This is a genomic window from Streptomyces griseosporeus (assembly GCF_014656055.1).
GTDB classification, from domain to species: Bacteria; Actinomycetota; Actinomycetes; order Streptomycetales; family Streptomycetaceae; genus Streptomyces; species Streptomyces griseosporeus.
On sequence record NZ_BNBR01000008.1, the window covers coordinates 63,397 to 78,652 of the forward strand.

General features: G+C 75.8%; 10 protein-coding genes. 4 read left to right on the top strand and 6 right to left on the bottom strand.

The genetic code is table 11. From position 1 onward, the window contains the following. Positions 1-244: 244 nt before the first annotated feature. The 5 genes from IE308_RS37110 to IE308_RS31705 form a co-directional block, all read right to left on the bottom strand. Positions 245-2,314 carry a proline dehydrogenase family protein gene (locus tag IE308_RS37110; RefSeq protein WP_229909288.1) on the bottom strand — a complete coding sequence of 690 codons (2,070 nt, stop codon included), beginning with the start codon at positions 2,312-2,314 and terminating at the stop codon, positions 245-247. A gap of 199 nt (positions 2,315-2,513) precedes the next feature. Further along, positions 2,514-3,419, bottom strand: a complete 906-nt coding sequence (locus tag IE308_RS31690; RefSeq protein ID WP_190220546.1) for a hypothetical protein — start codon at positions 3,417-3,419, stop codon at positions 2,514-2,516. A 110-nt stretch (positions 3,420-3,529) separates the two neighbouring features. Then, positions 3,530-4,711 carry a VWA domain-containing protein gene (locus IE308_RS31695; protein WP_190220547.1) on the bottom strand — a complete coding sequence of 394 codons (1,182 nt, stop codon included), beginning with the start codon at positions 4,709-4,711 and terminating at the stop codon, positions 3,530-3,532. Next, positions 4,708-7,065 carry a DUF5682 family protein gene (locus IE308_RS31700; protein ID WP_190220548.1) on the bottom strand — a complete coding sequence of 786 codons (2,358 nt, stop codon included), beginning with the start codon at positions 7,063-7,065 and terminating at the stop codon, positions 4,708-4,710. Before IE308_RS31700 ends, IE308_RS31695 begins: the two co-directional genes overlap by 4 nt. A 245-nt stretch (positions 7,066-7,310) precedes the next feature. Next, positions 7,311-8,441 carry an ATP-binding protein gene (locus IE308_RS31705; protein WP_110629904.1) on the bottom strand — a complete coding sequence of 377 codons (1,131 nt, stop codon included), beginning with the start codon at positions 8,439-8,441 and terminating at the stop codon, positions 7,311-7,313. 156 nt (positions 8,442-8,597) lie between these two features. Between IE308_RS31705 and IE308_RS31710 the strand changes: the two genes are divergently transcribed. Both IE308_RS31710 and IE308_RS31715 read left to right on the top strand, forming a co-directional pair. Continuing rightward, complete coding sequence (locus IE308_RS31710; protein WP_190220549.1) at positions 8,598-9,950, top strand: SWIM zinc finger family protein; 1,353 nt, start codon at positions 8,598-8,600, stop codon at positions 9,948-9,950. 140 nt (positions 9,951-10,090) lie between these two features. Continuing rightward, the gene (locus tag IE308_RS31715; RefSeq protein WP_190220550.1) at positions 10,091-11,770 is read left to right on the top strand and encodes a DUF5691 domain-containing protein; all 1,680 of its coding nucleotides are present in this window, start codon (positions 10,091-10,093) and stop codon (positions 11,768-11,770) included. Here IE308_RS31715 and icmB read toward each other — a convergent pair. Further along, the gene (gene icmB / locus IE308_RS31720) at positions 11,761-12,177 is read right to left on the bottom strand and encodes a coenzyme B12-dependent isobutyryl CoA mutase small subunit (RefSeq protein WP_110629901.1); all 417 of its coding nucleotides are present in this window, start codon (positions 12,175-12,177) and stop codon (positions 11,761-11,763) included. The two genes, IE308_RS31715 and icmB, sit on opposite strands and share 10 nt — an antisense overlap. 388 nt (positions 12,178-12,565) lie before the next feature. Between icmB and IE308_RS31725 the strand changes: the two genes are divergently transcribed. Beyond that, entirely contained in the window at positions 12,566-13,486 is a 921-nt protein-coding gene (locus IE308_RS31725; RefSeq protein ID WP_190220551.1) for an esterase/lipase family protein, read from the top strand. 210 nt (positions 13,487-13,696) lie between these two features. Next, the gene (locus tag IE308_RS31730; RefSeq protein ID WP_190220552.1) at positions 13,697-15,253 is read left to right on the top strand and encodes a M23 family metallopeptidase; all 1,557 of its coding nucleotides are present in this window, start codon (positions 13,697-13,699) and stop codon (positions 15,251-15,253) included. Positions 15,254-15,256: the final 3 nt, after the last annotated feature.

The following is a 15,256-nucleotide window of genomic DNA, read 5'->3' on the forward strand; positions in this document are numbered from 1 at the left end:
GTGCGCGGCGGATGCGGGCGAGGTGCGGGCAGGGCCTCACCGGGTTGGGGTAGGCCCGGTGAGGCCCCTCGAACAGGCCCCGGCGGCAGGTGCCGGCACGGGGCTCGGGGCCGGCGGTCCCCACCCCAATGGGGACCGCCCGCCCCCTTCCGCGGGGTTCCGGCCGGACGCGACCGACGGCTTTCGGCCGTCCGGGTACGTCAGCCCCGCGGCGTCTGCGTGGTGTCCGCGGACGCGTCGGGCGTCAGAGGCGGTACTGCGGGTTCTGTACGTCCTGCACGTACCCAGGGGTGGCCGAGTGGACCACACCCGTCACGCCGTCGACCGCGTGGCCGGCCAGCGGGTGGGCCGTGTCCCGCACGGTCCCCGTCAGGTCCTGCGCGAACGGCGCCACCTGCCCGGCGACGCCGTACGCGAACGGGTCCACCTCCCCGGTCACCCCGGCCGCGAACGGCGTGACGTCGCCCGCCACGCCGTACGCCAGTCCCGTGGCGCTGCCGGCCACGCCGTCCGCCACCGGCCGGACGAGGCCGACGACGGGCTCCGCCGCCCGGGTGACGCCCGCCGCGAACGGCGGCACGTCCTCCGCGACGCCGTACGCGAGGCCGCCCGCCTGCCCGGCCACCCCGTGCGCGAACGGGCCCACCTCACCGGTCACCCCGGCCGCGAACGGCGCGACGTCGCCCGCCACGCCGTACGCCAGCGTCCCCGCGTCCACCGCGGCCTGCCCGGCGACCGGCAGCACCCCGTGCACGGCGGTGTTCGCCACCGGCGGCAGCACCGCGCCGGTCACGTCGTGCGCGGCCTGGCCGGCAAGCCCGGTGGCGTACGGCGGTACGTCCGCGACGACGCCGTACGCCACCCCGTGCGCCTCACCGACGGCACCCCCGGCGACCGACCGCACGTCCCCGACGGCGTCCCCGGCGACCGGCCGGACGCCCCGCACCGCGCCGTCGGCGACGTGGCCGACGCCGTACACCGCGCCCTGCGCGACCGGCGGCACCCCCTGCGCGACACCGCCGGCGACGGGCTGCACGTCCGCCACCACGCCGTACGCCAGCGCGGTCGCGGCGTCCACGGTGTGGTCGGCGGTGGCGGCGACCCCGTGCACCGCCTGCCCGGCGACCGGGGTGACCCCGGCCACCGCGCCGGTGGCGACCGGCTGCACGCCCCGCACCGCGCCGGTGGCGACGGGGTGGACGCCGTGCACCGCGTCCGTGGCGGTGCCGGCGACCCCGCCGACCGCGGGCCCGGCCAGCGGCGGCACGCCGGCCACGGCCTGCCCGGCGACCGGGACCACGCCGTCCACGGCGGCGCCCGCGACCGGCGGCACCGCCGCGGCCGCCGTCTCGCGCACCACCGGGGTGACCGTGCCGGGCACCGCCGAGACGGTGCCGACGACGCGCTGCTCGACGCCCTCGACCGTGCCGGTGAGGTGGGCCGGGACGGCGGAGACCGAGGCCTCGGCGGCGCCCTTCACGTCCTGGGCGGTGTACGTCGCGGCGGAGGCGGTCCCGGAGGCGGCCCGGGTCGTGGAGGCGGCCGCGGCGTGGGCGGCGGCCTGCGCGCCGGTGGCCGTGCGGCCCGCGCCCGTCGTCGCGTACTGCGCCTTCGTCCGCACGACGCCGTCGACGCCCTGCACCCGGCCGCGGGCCGCCGTCTGCACGGCCTGCAGCTTGCTCTGCGCGGCGGCCAGCGCCTGCTCCAGCTCGGGGGCGAAGGCGGCGAGCGGGCCGAAGAGGTAGTCGATGGCGTCCTGCGGCGTGTGCGGCAGACCGTCCCGCGTGGCGGACGCCGCGTCGGAGGCCCGGTCGGCGGTGGGGGCGGCGGTGTGCTCGGCGGTGGCGGCAGCGGCGGTGGCCGTGGCGCTCCCGGACGCGACGGAGGCGGCCCGCGCCGCCTGCGCGCCCTTGATCGCCTCGGCACCGCGGACCTTGGCGGCCTGCGGGACGGTGACGTCGGCCTCGACGTAACGGCGGGCCTGGTCGGCGGTGTGGGTGGCGGTGCCGGTGACGGAGGTGACCGTGCCGGTCGCGCCGGCGGTGACCTTGCCGGTCGTGGAGGTGGCCGTGCTGCCGGTGGTGAGGCCGGAGACCGTGCCCTGCACGCCGCTGCTCACGTCGGCGACCACACCGTCGACGGCGTCGACGGTGTCGGCGACCACGCCGAGCGTGTCACCGGCGTCGGCGGTCGTGTCCGACACGGACAGGGAGCTGCTCGGCAGCTCGTCGGCGCTGGCGACGGTGGAGCCGAGCGCCCAGGCGCCGGTCACGCCGGCGGCTATCACGATGGAACGGCGGATGTTCTTGTTCATACGAGCGTCAGATCCTCGGATCTACAGGGGTCCGCGCCTCCGGAGGGGCACCGAGCCGGGAAGACCGGGCCGGTTTCCGGGGCGCCGGAAGGGACTGGGGGGACACAGGGCGTCGGGACGGCGTCAGGGGCGTCCGGACGCGGACAGGCGGACCTCTCCGCCCCCGCGCGGCAGGTCCACTGCGGGGGGAGGGGTCGCGCTAGGCAGGGAAGACGGGGATGTCCCGGTACCGGTCCCGGATCCCGGCGGCGCCGGACCGCGCCACGGCACCGGCGGCGAGCCGCACGGGCAGACGCGGGCACGGCGTGACGGCGTGCGCGTCACCGTGGCGTGAACTGCCAGCGTCTCCCGAGGCGCTGCTGCCGAGGTTGCTCTCGGGGGCGTGGGGAGCGGGGAGTCGGCTGGGGTTGCTGGTGCGGGCCGCGCGGCGATGCGGTGCGGCGGCGTGCTCGGCGGGCGTTGCGTGGAAGTCGCCGGTGCGCGCCGGGGTGGGCATCGCGTCCGGCGCTGCGGCCGGGGCGGTGCGGGCTGCCGCCGGGGCGGCGGTGGCAGGGGCCACCGCGGAGGCCGGGGCGGCGGGGTGCGGTGCGGCCGTCGTGGGCACGGGTGCGGGGAGCGCCGGCAAGTCGGAGACGGAGGGCACATCCGGCACGGACGGCAGATCCGGCAGCTGCGGCAAGGCCGGCGCGGACGGCAGATCCGGCACGTTCGGCAAGGCCGGCGCGGACGGCAGCTCGGGGAGCTGGGATGTCGCGGCGGTGACCGACTCCACCACCTCGCCGGCGGGCCGCACCACACGCTCCCGCACCGAGGTCACCGTGCGCTCGGCCACGGGCCGGACGACATCCTCCGCCGGCGCGTGTTCAGCGGGCGGACGGACGGCGTCGGACACGCCCGGAACGGTGACCGTAGGGACGGTGACCGTAGGGACGGTGACCGCCGGGACGGCCGGGGTCGCCGTCTCGGCCGCCTGCGCCTTCTCCCCGCAGAGGAAGCCCAGCGCGAAGAACGCCCCCACCATCAGCGCGACCTGGAGCGCACGCCGTCCGGCCACCGCGCGCAACACGCGCGCAGCGGCACCGGGCAGGGCTGTCGGCCAGGTCAAGGGGGCGGGTTCCTCCGGTGTGGTGGGACGCCGATCGTCGCACGGGACGCCCGCGGTTGCGCAAGCCCCCTGTTACCGATGGGTAGTCATGTCCGCATTCCTGCCCCCTCTTACGCGGTGTCCGGTATCGGCAGCGGCCGTTTCTCGATGGCCGCCGCCATCACCTCGGGGAACAGGTCGGGTGTGCAGGCGAACGCCGGTGCGCCCAGCGCCGCGAGCGCGGCCGCGTGTTCCCGGTCGTAGGCCGGCGCTCCCTCGTCCGACAGCGCGAGCAGCGCCACGAACTGCACCCCCGACGCCTTCATCGCCGCCACCCGCTTGAGCATCTCGTGGCGGATACCGCCCTCGTAGAGGTCGCTGATCAGCACGACGACCGTCTCCGCGGGCCGGGTGATCCGCGACTGGCAGTAGGCGAGGGCCCGGTTGATGTCGGTGCCGCCGCCGAGCCGGGTGCCGAAGAGGACGTCGACCGGGTCGTCGAGCTGGTCGGTGAGGTCGGCGACGGCGGTGTCGAAGACGACGAGCCGGGTGCTGATCGACCGCATCGAGGCCAGCACCGCACCGAAGACGGAGGCGTGGACGACGGACGCCGCCATCGACCCCGACTGGTCGATGCAGAGGATGACGTCCTTCTTCACGGACCGCGCCGCCCGCCCGTACCCGACGATCCGCTCCGGGACGACCGTGCCGTACTCCGGCAGGTAGTGCTTGAGGTTGGCCGCGATGGTGCGGTTCCAGTCGATGTCGTGGTGGCGGGGCCGGGCGACGCGGGCGCTGCGGTCGAGCGCGCCGGTGAGCGTGGCCCGGGTGCGGGCGGCGAGCCGCTTCTCCAGATCGTCGACGACCTTGCGGACGACGGCCCGTGCCGTCTCCTTCGTCGTCTCCGGCATCGCCTTGTTCAGCGACAGCAGGGTGCCGACGAGGTGCACGTCCGCCTCCACGGCCTGGAGCATCTCCGGCTCCAGCAGCAGCGCGGACAGCCCGAGCCGTTCGACGGCGTCGCGCTGCATGACCTGGACGACGGAGGTGGGGAAGTAGGCGCGGATGTCCCCGAGCCAGCGGGCCACCGACGGGGCCGAGGCGCCGAGCCCCGCCGCACGGTCCCGGCCGGTGCGCGGCTTGTCCTGTGTGCCGTAGAGCGCGGCCAGGGTGCCGTCCATCGCCGCGTCCCGCCCGGACAGCACGTGTCCGGTACCGTCCGCCGCGCCCCCGCCCAGCACCAGCCGCCAGCGCCGCAGCCGCTCCGATGCCTCGTGCGGCGGGCCGGTGCCCGTCTTGTCGTCGGTCGTCATGTCCCCACCCCCACCGGCTCGTTCCTCTCTCCGTCCTCGGCACGTCCCAGCAACAGGCGCACCACCGGCACCACGGCGTCCGCGCGTCCCTCGTCCAGGTCTTCCGCGAAGCCCGGCAGTCCGGAGCCGCCGGGCGCTCCCCCGGCCCGCCGGCCCGGTCCGCGCCGGACCAGTTCCCCGAGAGTGCGGCGCACTGCCGGCTCGTACGCCCCGAACGTCCGCCGCAGCAGCGGCAGCACATCGGTGAACGCCTCCGCCGGCACCCCGGTCAGCCAGCCGTCCACCAGGGCGAGCAGCCGCTCGTCGTGCACGAGCAGCATCCCGCCGCCCCCGCCACCGACGAACCCCTCGATCCAGGCGGCCGCGTCTGCCGGCGGCGTCCCCCGCGAGAGCGCGAGCCCCATCAGCCGGGCGGCCTCGTCCTGGTCCACTTCCCCGCCGTCCAGCAGCAGCCGTACGGCCCGCCCCCGGATCACGCCGGCCACACGGTCCCGCCCGGACAACCCGCGCAGCACTCCGTACCAGCGGGGACGCAGCCCATCGGCACCACGGCCGCGGGTGCCGCCCGTCCCGCCACCGTCGTCCGTGTCGTCCAGCAGCCCCACCGCCCCGTGCACCGCGTCGACATGGCGGCGCATCTCGTCGGCGGCGTCCGCGTCGAGGGCGGCGCAGGCCGGGGGCAGGCCGGCGAAGATCCGCCGGGCGAGGCCCACGGCGACCTCGGCGAGCGCCCCGGTGTCGGTGCCGCGCACGTCGCCGTAGCGCAGGGCGCGGACCAGGGCGGGCAGGGCCTGGGCGAGGTGGCCGACGTCCGCGTCGAGAGCGGCCCGGTCGGCCAGGACCCGCATCACCGCGGGGAGCGCGTCGGACAGCCCGGCCAGCAGGCACTGTTCGGCCAGCGCGGTGACCTCGGCGAGGGACCGCGCGGCCACCGCGTCGGCCTCGGCCCTGCCGGTCGCGGCGGCGAACACCGTCGTCCCCCACACGCCCGCCTCGGCGACCCGCACCGACAGCTCCGGCTCCCAGCGCAGCCGCCAGGTCTCCCGGAACGTGCCCGTGCTGCCCCGGGAGGCCTGCCGCCGGCCCCAGTCGACGCCGAGCAGCCGCAGCCGGTGCAGCAGCCTGCTGCGCTCGGCGTCGGTCTCCCCGCGCAGGTCGAGTTCGACCTCCCGCTCCTGTGCCTCGGGTCTGAGCCGCAGCCGCCGCTGGAGCCGGTCGAGGTCCCGCTGCAACGGCACCGCGGGCGCCGCCGACGGCACCTCCCCCAGCACCTCGCCGACCACGAGCCGGTCGTGCACCAGCGCCAGCGGCACGTCCGAGCCGTCGCACATCACCGCCCGTACCGCGTCGGTGGTCTCGCCCAGCCCGGGCAGCGGCCGTCCGCGCAGCGCGGCGAGCGTGTCCGCCAGCCGCACCGCCTCGATGACGTGCGCGGAGGAGACGAGCCGGTCCTCCTCGCGCAGCAGTCCGGCCACCTTGGTCATCCACCGCTCGACCGGCCGGTCCGGCGCGGCGAAGAGATGCCCGTACCAGCCAGGCGAGTCGATTCCCGCGCCGTACCCTCCGGCCCGGGCGAGCCTGCGGTACGTCCACGGCACCCACGTCAGGTCCGCCTTGGTCTTGGGCAGGCCCTTGAGCAGTGCCTTGTCGGCGGTGACGGTGGGCTGCCGCCGCAGCGCGGGCACGTGCCAGGCCCCGCAGACCACGGCCACTGCGTCGTCCCCCGCCTCACGCCGGGCCGCCCGTACCTGGAGGCGCATGTACGCCTCCCGCACCAGGTCCCGCTGGTGACCGCCGCTGCCGTACGCGTCCCGCAGGGCGGTCATCGCCTCCTCCACCACGGCGAACGGCGCGTACGCGTCCCCCTCTCCGAGGCCCCGGTGTTCGACCACGTCCTCCCACCAGCGCTCGGGGTCGTCGTACCCGGCGGTGTCGGCGAGCACGGCGAGCGGATCGATCCGCAGGTCGGGTTCCGACGGACCGGTGTCCCCGTCGCGGCCGGTGCCGTCCGTGTCCCGCTCCCAGGCCAGCGTGTGGGTGGCCGGCAGGTCGATGAAACGGGCGGGGACGCCGTGGTCCAGCGCCCAGCGCAGGGCGACCCACTCCGGGGAGAACTCGGCCATCGGCCAGAACGCCGAGCGGCCGGGCTCGTCCACGGCGTGGGCGAGGAGGGCGACCGGCGGCCGCATGTCCTCCTCGGCGGCGAGCGGGATCAACGGGTCCGCCTCGGGCGGCCCCTCGATCAGCACGATCCGCGGCCGGGCCGCCTCCAGCGCGGCCCGCACGGCCCGCGCCGACCCGGGCCCGTGATGCCGCACCCCGAGCAGCAGCACCCCCGCCCCGGTCCTCGTCATCCGGCCTCCCTCACCCTCCGCGGCCAGCGCGTGTCCTCGTCCCCGGTCGCCCTCACTCGCACGTCGGCAACGGCCGTCCCCCGCATCGCCTGCACCCCGCCATCGGTCATCGTCCGGATCCCCCGCATGTCTCGACTGGTCACAGCGCACATCCCCCGTACGTCACCCCACCCACGTCAGCCCGTGGATCTCGTCTCTGCCTCGGCCGGCGACCCGGCCTCCACCCCGGCGCGGCCGGGCACCCCTCATGCGCTCACCTCCCGGCAGGCTCGGTAGAAGTCGGTCCAGCCGTCCCGTTCGCGGACGACGGCCTCCAGGTACTCCTGCCAGACGACCCGGTCGGCGGCCGGGTCCCGGACGACGGCGCCGAGGATGCCCGCGGCGACGTCGCCCGGCCGGAGCACGCCGTCACCGAAGTGGGCGGCGAGCGCGAGGCCGTTGGTGACGACGGAGATCGCCTCGGCGGTGGAGAGCGTGCCGCTGGGCGACTTCACCTTCGTACGGCCGTCGGCGGTGATCCCGTCGCGCAGCTCACGGAAGACGGTGACGACCCGGCGGATCTCGTCGATGCCGTCGGGCACGGCCGGCAGGTCCAGCGAGCGGCCGATCTGGTCCACGCGCCGGGAGACGATGTCGACCTCGGCCTCGACGCTCTCCGGCAGCGGCAGCACCACCGTGTTGAAGCGGCGGCGCAGCGCGCTGGACAGGTCGTTGACGCCGCGGTCGCGGTCGTTGGCGGTGGCGATGAGGTTGAAGCCGCGGACCGCCTGCACCTCCTGCCCCAGCTCCGGTATCGGCAGGGTCTTCTCCGACAGGAGGGTGATGAGCGAGTCCTGCACGTCGGCCGGGATCCGGGTCAGCTCCTCGATCCGGGCGGTCATCCCCTCGGCCATGGCCCGCATGACGGGGCTGGGCACGAGGGCGTCGCGGCTCGGGCCGTGGGCGAGCAGCTGCGCGTAGTTCCAGCCGTAGCGGATGGCCTCCTCCGGGGTGCCGGCCGTGCCCTGCACGAGCAGGGTGGAGTCGCCGCTGACCGCGGCGGCGAGGTGTTCCGACACCCAGGTCTTGGCGGTGCCCGGCACGCCGAGCAGCAGCAGGGCGCGGTCGGTGGCGAGCGTGGTGACGGCGACCTCGACGATGCGGCGCGGGCCGACGTACTTCGGTGTGATCACGGTGCCGTCGGGCAGGGTGCCGCCGAGCAGGTAGGTCGCCACCGCCCACGGCGACAGCTTCCAGCGGGGCGGGCGCGGGCGGTCGTCCTGCGCGGCCAGCGCGGCGAGTTCCTGGGCGAAGGCGTCCTCGGCGTGCGGCCGCAGCACCTGCGCGGGCTGTTCTCCGCCCGGCAGGGCGGTCGTCGTCTCCCCGGACACGGTCATGGCAAAGTCCCCCTCCAGCTCGGCCGGTTCGGTCTGTCATCCACCGTGCACCACCCCACTGACAACGCGTTCCGACCTGCGTAAACGCCCTCGTGGCGGGGTCGGCGGGACCGCTCGCGGGACCCGTTGTCAGTGGGGGGACCTACCGTCGGTGGCATGACTGAGCACGGGGTGCGCTGGAGCGCGGAGCAGGTGCTGGCGCTGGCGCCTGACGCCGCGTCACGCGAGGCGGGCAGCAGGCTCGGCGCGGCGGGTCCGTGGTCGGAGACGGGCAGCTCCGCCGACGGCACGGTGTGGGGGCTGTGCAAGGGCGGCGGCAGCGGGCCGTACCGGACGGTGGTGGACACGGCCGACGCGTCGGGCCTCGCGTGCGCATGCACCTGTCCGAGCCGCAAGGTGCCGTGCAAGCACGCGCTGGGGCTGCTGCTGCTCTGGGCCGAGGGGGACGGCGCGGTGCCGCGGGGGGAACCGCCGGCCTGGGCCGTGCAGGGGAGAAAGGGGAGAGAGGAGCGGGCGGCGGAGCGGCGGACGACGGGCGCGGAGGGCTCGTCGTCCGGCACCGCCGATCCGGAGGCGGCGCGGCGCCGGGCGGAGCGGCGCGCCGAGCGGATCACGGCGGGCGCGACCGAGCTGGAGCAGCGTCTCGCCGATCTGCTGCGGGGCGGCCTGGCCGCGGCCGAGCAGGCGGGGTACGAGCTGTGGGAGGAGACGGCGGCCCGCATGGTCGACGCGCAGGCCCCGGGCCTGGCCGCCCGGGTGCGGGAGCTGGGCGCGATACCCGGCTCCGGGCCGGGCTGGCAGGTGCGGCTGCTGGAGGAGTGCGCGCTGCTGCACCTGCTGGACCAGGGCTGGCTCGGCCGGGAGCGGCTGCCGCAGGAGCTGGCGGCGACGGTCCGCTCTCGCGTCGGCCTGCCCGGCGCCGCGCAGGGTCCACCGGTGCGCGACCGGTGGCTGGTCCTCGCGCAGTACGACACGGCCGACGCCAAGCTGACGACCCGCCGCATCTGGCTGTACGGCACCGCCTCCCGGCGTACGGCCCTGCTGCTGTCGTACGGCGCGGCCGGCCGCGCGCCCGAGCTGGCGCTGCCGGTCGGACTGGCCCTGGACGCGGAGGTGTCCGCTTATCCGGGCGCCGCCGGCCGGGTGGCGCTGGGCGAACGGTTCGCCCCGCCCGCCCCGGCCGGGACCCGGCCCGAGGGGGTGACGACGGCGGAAGCCGCGGCCCGTTACGGCGAGGCCCTGCGCGCCGACCCCTGGCTGGAGTCCGTGCCGGTGACGCTGGAGCGGGTCGTACCGGTGCCGGACGGCGACTCCTGGCAGCTGGCGGACGCCGACGAGGACACGGCCCTGCCCCTGACCCCGGTCGCGCGTTCCCGGCCGGGTCTGTGGCGGCTGGTCGCGCTCTCGGGCGGCGCCCCGGTGAAGGTCTTCGGCGAGTGCGGCCACCGGGGCTTCACCCCGCTGACGGCCTGGCCGCGGGGGGAGGGGGAGGCGGTGCCCCTGTACTGACCCGTGATCCGGCCGCGCGCGGCCCATCCCCTCGGCGCGGCGACGGAAGTACCCGACAGAAGTGCCCAAGCGACCGAAGCGACCGAAGCGACCGAAGCGACCCAACCTCCGAACCAGCGGATGCGACGGAAAGGACCCGCATGAACGGCACCCCGGCCCCGCCCGCCCGGCCGGCCCCGGACCTCTGGGAAGAGCTGGTCACCGCGGCCCTGCTGGGCACCGAGCGGCGTACCCCGCCCGTCTCCGCCCCCGGCCGGGAGGCCCCCGTGGCGCTGCTGGACGCGGCGGCGGAGGCGACCGTACGGCGGCGGGCCGGGCTGCGGCCGGCCTCCGTGCCCGCGGCGCGGCGGCCCGAACCGGCGCCCGACGACCCGCGCCCGGCGCTGCCCGCGGCGGCGGCCCGCCGGCTGGCCACGCTGCTGGCGGACCGTCCGGGCGCGGGCGTCGGCCGCCGGGGCACGGCCCCGGACCTGATGGAGCTGCTCCCCCAGTGGCTGGCGACGGCGAACGCCCACGGCTACGCGGCCCCCGCGCACCTGCTGCCGGCACTGCTGGACGCGGCGCGGGGGCGTACCGATCTGCGGCCGGCGGCTCTGCGCTTCGCCGGGACGCGGGGGCTGTGGCTGGCGCGGCTCAACCCGGACTGGCGGTTCGCGCTGCGGGCCACGCCGGGCGGAGGGTCGGCGCTGCCGGACTCCGGTGACACCGAGGGGACGGGCCGGCTGTGGCAGGAGGGCCTGTTCGCGGAGCGGGTGGCGCTGCTGTCGGCGCTGCGGGCGCGTGATCCGCGCACGGCGCGGGAGCTGCTGGCGTCGACGTGGGCGACGGAGCGTGCCGAGGACCGGCTGATGTTCCTGGACTCGCTGCGTACGGGTCTCGGCCCGGACGACGAGCCGTTCCTGGAGCAGGCGCTCGGGGACCGCAGCCGCAATGTGCGGGCGACGGCGGCGGAGCTGCTGTCGGCGCTGCCGGGCTCGGCGCTGGCGGCGCGGATGGCGGTGCGGGCCGGGTCGTGCGTGGCGGTGGATCACACGTTCGGGACGCCGACGCTCGTGGTGGAGGCTCCGCACGAGTGCGACGCCGGGATGGAGCGGGACGGCGTGGTGGCGAAGGCACCGGCGGGGCGGGGCGAGCGGTCGTGGTGGCTGGGCCAGCTGGTGGAGGCGGCGCCGCTCGGGGCGTGGCCGGCACGGCTGGGCGGGCGGACGCCGGAGCAGATCGTGGCGTTGCCGGTGGCGGACGACTGGCAGGGCGAGCTGCACGCCGCGTGGTGCCGGGCCGCGGTGCGGCAGCGGGACGCCGCGTGGGCGCGGGCGCTGCTGGGCTCGCCGTCGGCGCCGGAGGCGGGCGGGCCGGGCGCGGTGTCGCTGGCCGAGCGGGCCAAGCTGCTCGCCACCCTGGGGGCCGGGGACCGGGCGGAGTGGGTGGCGGGGTTCATCGCGGTGCACGGGCTGTCCGAGGCGTTCCAGTTGCTCGGCGTGTGCGCGGTGCCCTGGGCCCCGCCGCTCGGGCGCGCGGTCGTCGACGCGCTCAACATCGCCCGGGACGCGGGGAGTTACCCGTGGAGTTTCAGCGGCGTCATGGGGCTGGCCGAGCGCTGCCTGGACCCGGCGGAGGCGGGCCGGCTGGATGCCCTGCTGGCCGTGCCGGACGAACCGGAGGACGCCTCACCCGGGGCCGGCGGCTACTGGGCGGAGGCGTTCCAGCGTCTGGTGACGACGCTGCGCCTGCGCGCGGCGATGACGGAGGAGCTGGCGGCGCGGCCCCCGGGCGAGGCCACGCCGGCTCCTCCGTGCGGGTCGCCCCCGGCTCAGGCCTGAGCGGGCTGCCGGACGTTCGCCCGGACCCAGTCCACGATGGACTGCGTCGTCGCGCCCGGCGTGAAGATCTCCGCGACGCCCTTCTCCTTCAGCGGCGGGATGTCCGCCTCGGGGATGATCCCGCCGCCGAAGACGAGGATGTCCTCGGCCTCGCGCTCCTTCAGCAGCTCGATCACGGCCGCGAAGAGCGTGTTGTGCGCACCGGAGAGGATGGACAGGCCGATCGCGTCGGCGTCCTCCTGGATCGCGGTGTCGACGATCTGCTCGGGGGTCTGGTGGAGTCCGGTGTAGATGACCTCCATCCCCGCGTCGCGCAGCGCCCGCGCGATGACCTTGGCCCCGCGATCGTGGCCGTCGAGCCCCGGCTTGGCCACCACCACGCGGATCGGACCGGCTGCCACACCCATCACTGCCTCCATGAAGCGACTGCATTCATCCCTGCCGACGAGTACAGCGGTACCCGCACGCGCCAAGGAAGTGAACGAACGTTATCGCCAGCATCCCGCACGCGGCCGTTTCGCGGTGGACAGGGAGGGGGAAATCACACACAGGGACACACCGGCAGCGCACCGTTCCGAGCCGCGCAACGGGCGCCGTGACGAGGTCGTCCCACCACCGCGCCGCAGGCCGCCCGCCGGAGCGGTGCGGAGTTTCGGCTAGGGCACGCGGGGCACGCAGGACGGACAAGGCATGACAGCGGGGAACCGCCGAAAGCCCCGATGGCCGCCCCCGCGACCGCCCAGGAGCGCACACGGGGGACGAGGCCGTCCTTCGCGTGCCGACAGGAGGTCGGCCATGAAGGTCACCAGGGTTCCGCAGCCCCCTTTCCCGCTTCTCTCCCCGACTCTCTCCCTGCCTCTCCTCGCGCCTCTGGTGCCGCTCTGCCGGCGTCTGCTGCCGGCGAGACTGGCGGGGCTGTCCGTGGCGCTGCTGAAGGCGACGGCCCTGGAGTTCGCGATCCTGGCGGGCCACCTCCTGCTCTACCCGTCCGGCATCGCGCAGGAGCGCCGTGCCCCGGCCGTCCGGCCGTCCGCGGGGGACGCGCCGGGTCCGGCGCGGCTGCCGGCCCCGGACCGGCCGCCGGTGGTGCTGCTGCACGGGTTCATCGACAACCGCTCCGTGTTCGTGCTGCTGCGCCGCAGCCTGGCCCAGCACGGCCGGCAGCGCGTCGAGTCCCTCAACTACTCGCCGCTGACCTGCGACATCCGTGTCGCGGCGGATCTGCTGGGCCGGCACATAGAGGAGATCTGCGAGCGCACCGGCAGCGAGCGGGTCGATGTCGTCGGGCACAGCCTGGGCGGGCTGATCGCGCGCTACTACGTGCAGCGCCTGGGCGGTGACCGGCGCGTCCGCACCCTGGTCACGCTCGGTACGCCGCACTCCGGGACGCGGGTCGCCCCGCTGGCCGACGCGCACCCGATCGTCCGCCAGATGCGCCCCGGCTCGCCGGTCATCGAGGAGCTGACCCGGCCGGCGCCGGGCTGCCGTACCCGCTTCGTCAGTTTCTGGAGCGATCTGGACCACGTCATGGACCCGCTGGAGTCGGCCTGCATCGACCATCCGGACCTGAGCGCGCAGAACGTCCGGGTCACCGGGGTCGGCCATCTGGCGCTGCCGGTGCACCCGGCCGTCGCGGCGGGCATACGCCAGGCCCTCGACGCGGAGCTGCCGGAAGCGGGGAGCGCCGGGCAGGCCGGGGGGCTCACGGTGGCGTGAGCCCGGGGGCTCAGCACCACCCGAACACCCCCTCAAGTCGAACAATCTTCGAACGCAGCACCAAGGGAACGTCCGCACAACGCCGAAACACGACCGATTGCCCGTTTCCTGCGCCCGGAAACCTGCCGAAGATTGTCCCGCCCGCCTACCCCCGGGTACAGTCGCCGCACTGCTCTGGCAGCCCCTGTTGTCGAGGCGAAAGAGAAGTTGGTGAACGACCGTCACCCGTCGGGGACCATGACCACCCCGGCCCCGGCTTCCGACGCCGCCTCCGCGCACTACGCGTCCTACGGCTCCCAGGAAGCCCCGTACGGCGACTTCACCACGTACAGCGGCTACGACACCAGTGGTTATTCCACCGGTGGTCACGCCGCGCCGGGTTTCGACGCCGACCCGCTCTTCGGCAGCATGCCCGCCGAGTCCACGGGCTCCTACGACACCGGCCAGTGGGCCACCGGCGCCCACTCGACGTTCCACCAGGACCCGTACGCGGCCCAGCACTACGCCGCGCAGGACACCGGTGCCTACGACACGACCGCCTGGGCCGCGGACCAGCAGCAGGTCGCGGCCATCCCGGCGCAGACCGGTGCCCCGGACGTCTCCGGCCAGTGGGACGCCTCCGCCTGGCTCCAGCCCGACCAGAGCGCGGCCGGCCAGACCCAGCAGTGGGAGTGGGGCACCCAGGCCTTCGACACCGGCGCGTACGACGCGACGCAGTGGAACTCCGGCGGCGCCGAGCAGTCCTACGAGCCGGAGGCCCAGCAGCCGTACCAGCCCGAGGCCCAGCAGCCGTACCGGCACGAGGACTTCGACCAGCAGGCGACCTCGGCCTTCGAAGCCCTCCCCGACGACACGCCGGCCGCCGGGTTCGAGCAGGTCGGCTACGGCGAGGACACCGCCGGCGGCGAGCCGGCCGAGCTGTCCGCGACCGGCGAGCTGCCCGTCGTGGAACCGGACGGAACGCTCCTCCTGGACGACCAGGAGGAGGTCACCCCGCCGCCCTCCCCGCGTGCCGCCGCCCGCGGCTCGCGCGGCCGGCGCCGTACGCCCGCCAAGCGCTCCGCTCTGCTGACCGTCGCGGTGCCCTCGGCCTGTGTGATGGGCGTCGCCGGGATCGCCGCCGCCTCCGTCGGCACCTTCAGCGGCGACGACAGCTCGGACACGACCGCCACCGCCTCGGACGCGCACGCGGTGAAACCGTCCGCCGTCAACAACAAGCTGGACACCCAGCTGCGGAGCATGTCCGCCGGCGCCAGCGACTTCGCCGACCGCGCCAGCCGCACGCAGGAGCGCATCGACCTCAAGGCGCAGCAGGAGCTGGAGCGGAGGAAGGCCGCGGAGGAGGCCGCCCGCAAGGAGCGGCTGCGGCCCAAGTTCGCCCTGCCGGTCGAGCAGCACGGGCTGAGCGCCTACTACGGCCAGGCCGGCATCAACTGGATGTCCGTGCACACCGGCATCGACTTCCCCGTCTCCTACGGCACGACGGTGATGGCCGCGACGGACGGCACCGTGCGGACGCAGTGGAACAGCGCCTACGGCAACATGATGATCGTGACCGCGAAGGACGGCACGGAGACGTGGTACTGCCACCTCTCCAGCTACCGCGTCGCGTCGGGGACGACGGTCAAGGCCGGCGAGCCGATCGCGTACTCCGGCAACTCGGGCAACTCCACCGGCCCGCACCTGCACTTCGAGGTCCGGCCCTACGGCGGTTCGGCGATCGACCCGCTGCCGTGGCTGCGCAGCCACGGCCTCGACCCGACCTGAGCC

What these genes read in the sequence shown, in the direction of transcription:
- IE308_RS31700 (WP_190220548.1), bottom strand. Translation starts at nt 7,065, where the DNA reads ATGACGAGGACCGGGGCGGGGGTGCTGCTGCTCGGGGTGCGGCATCAC.
- IE308_RS31695 (WP_190220547.1), bottom strand. Translation starts at nt 4,711, where the DNA reads ATGACGACCGACGACAAGACGGGCACCGGCCCGCCGCACGAGGCATCG.
- IE308_RS31710 (WP_190220549.1), top strand. Translation starts at nt 8,598, where the DNA reads ATGACTGAGCACGGGGTGCGCTGGAGCGCGGAGCAGGTGCTGGCGCTG.
- IE308_RS31705 (WP_110629904.1), bottom strand. Translation starts at nt 8,441, where the DNA reads ATGACCGTGTCCGGGGAGACGACGACCGCCCTGCCGGGCGGAGAACAG.
- IE308_RS37110 (WP_229909288.1), bottom strand. Translation starts at nt 2,314, where the DNA reads ATGAACAAGAACATCCGCCGTTCCATCGTGATAGCCGCCGGCGTGACC.
- icmB (WP_110629901.1), bottom strand. Translation starts at nt 12,177, where the DNA reads ATGGGTGTGGCAGCCGGTCCGATCCGCGTGGTGGTGGCCAAGCCGGGG.
- IE308_RS31715 (WP_190220550.1), top strand. Translation starts at nt 10,091, where the DNA reads ATGAACGGCACCCCGGCCCCGCCCGCCCGGCCGGCCCCGGACCTCTGG.
- IE308_RS31725 (WP_190220551.1), top strand. Translation starts at nt 12,566, where the DNA reads ATGAAGGTCACCAGGGTTCCGCAGCCCCCTTTCCCGCTTCTCTCCCCG.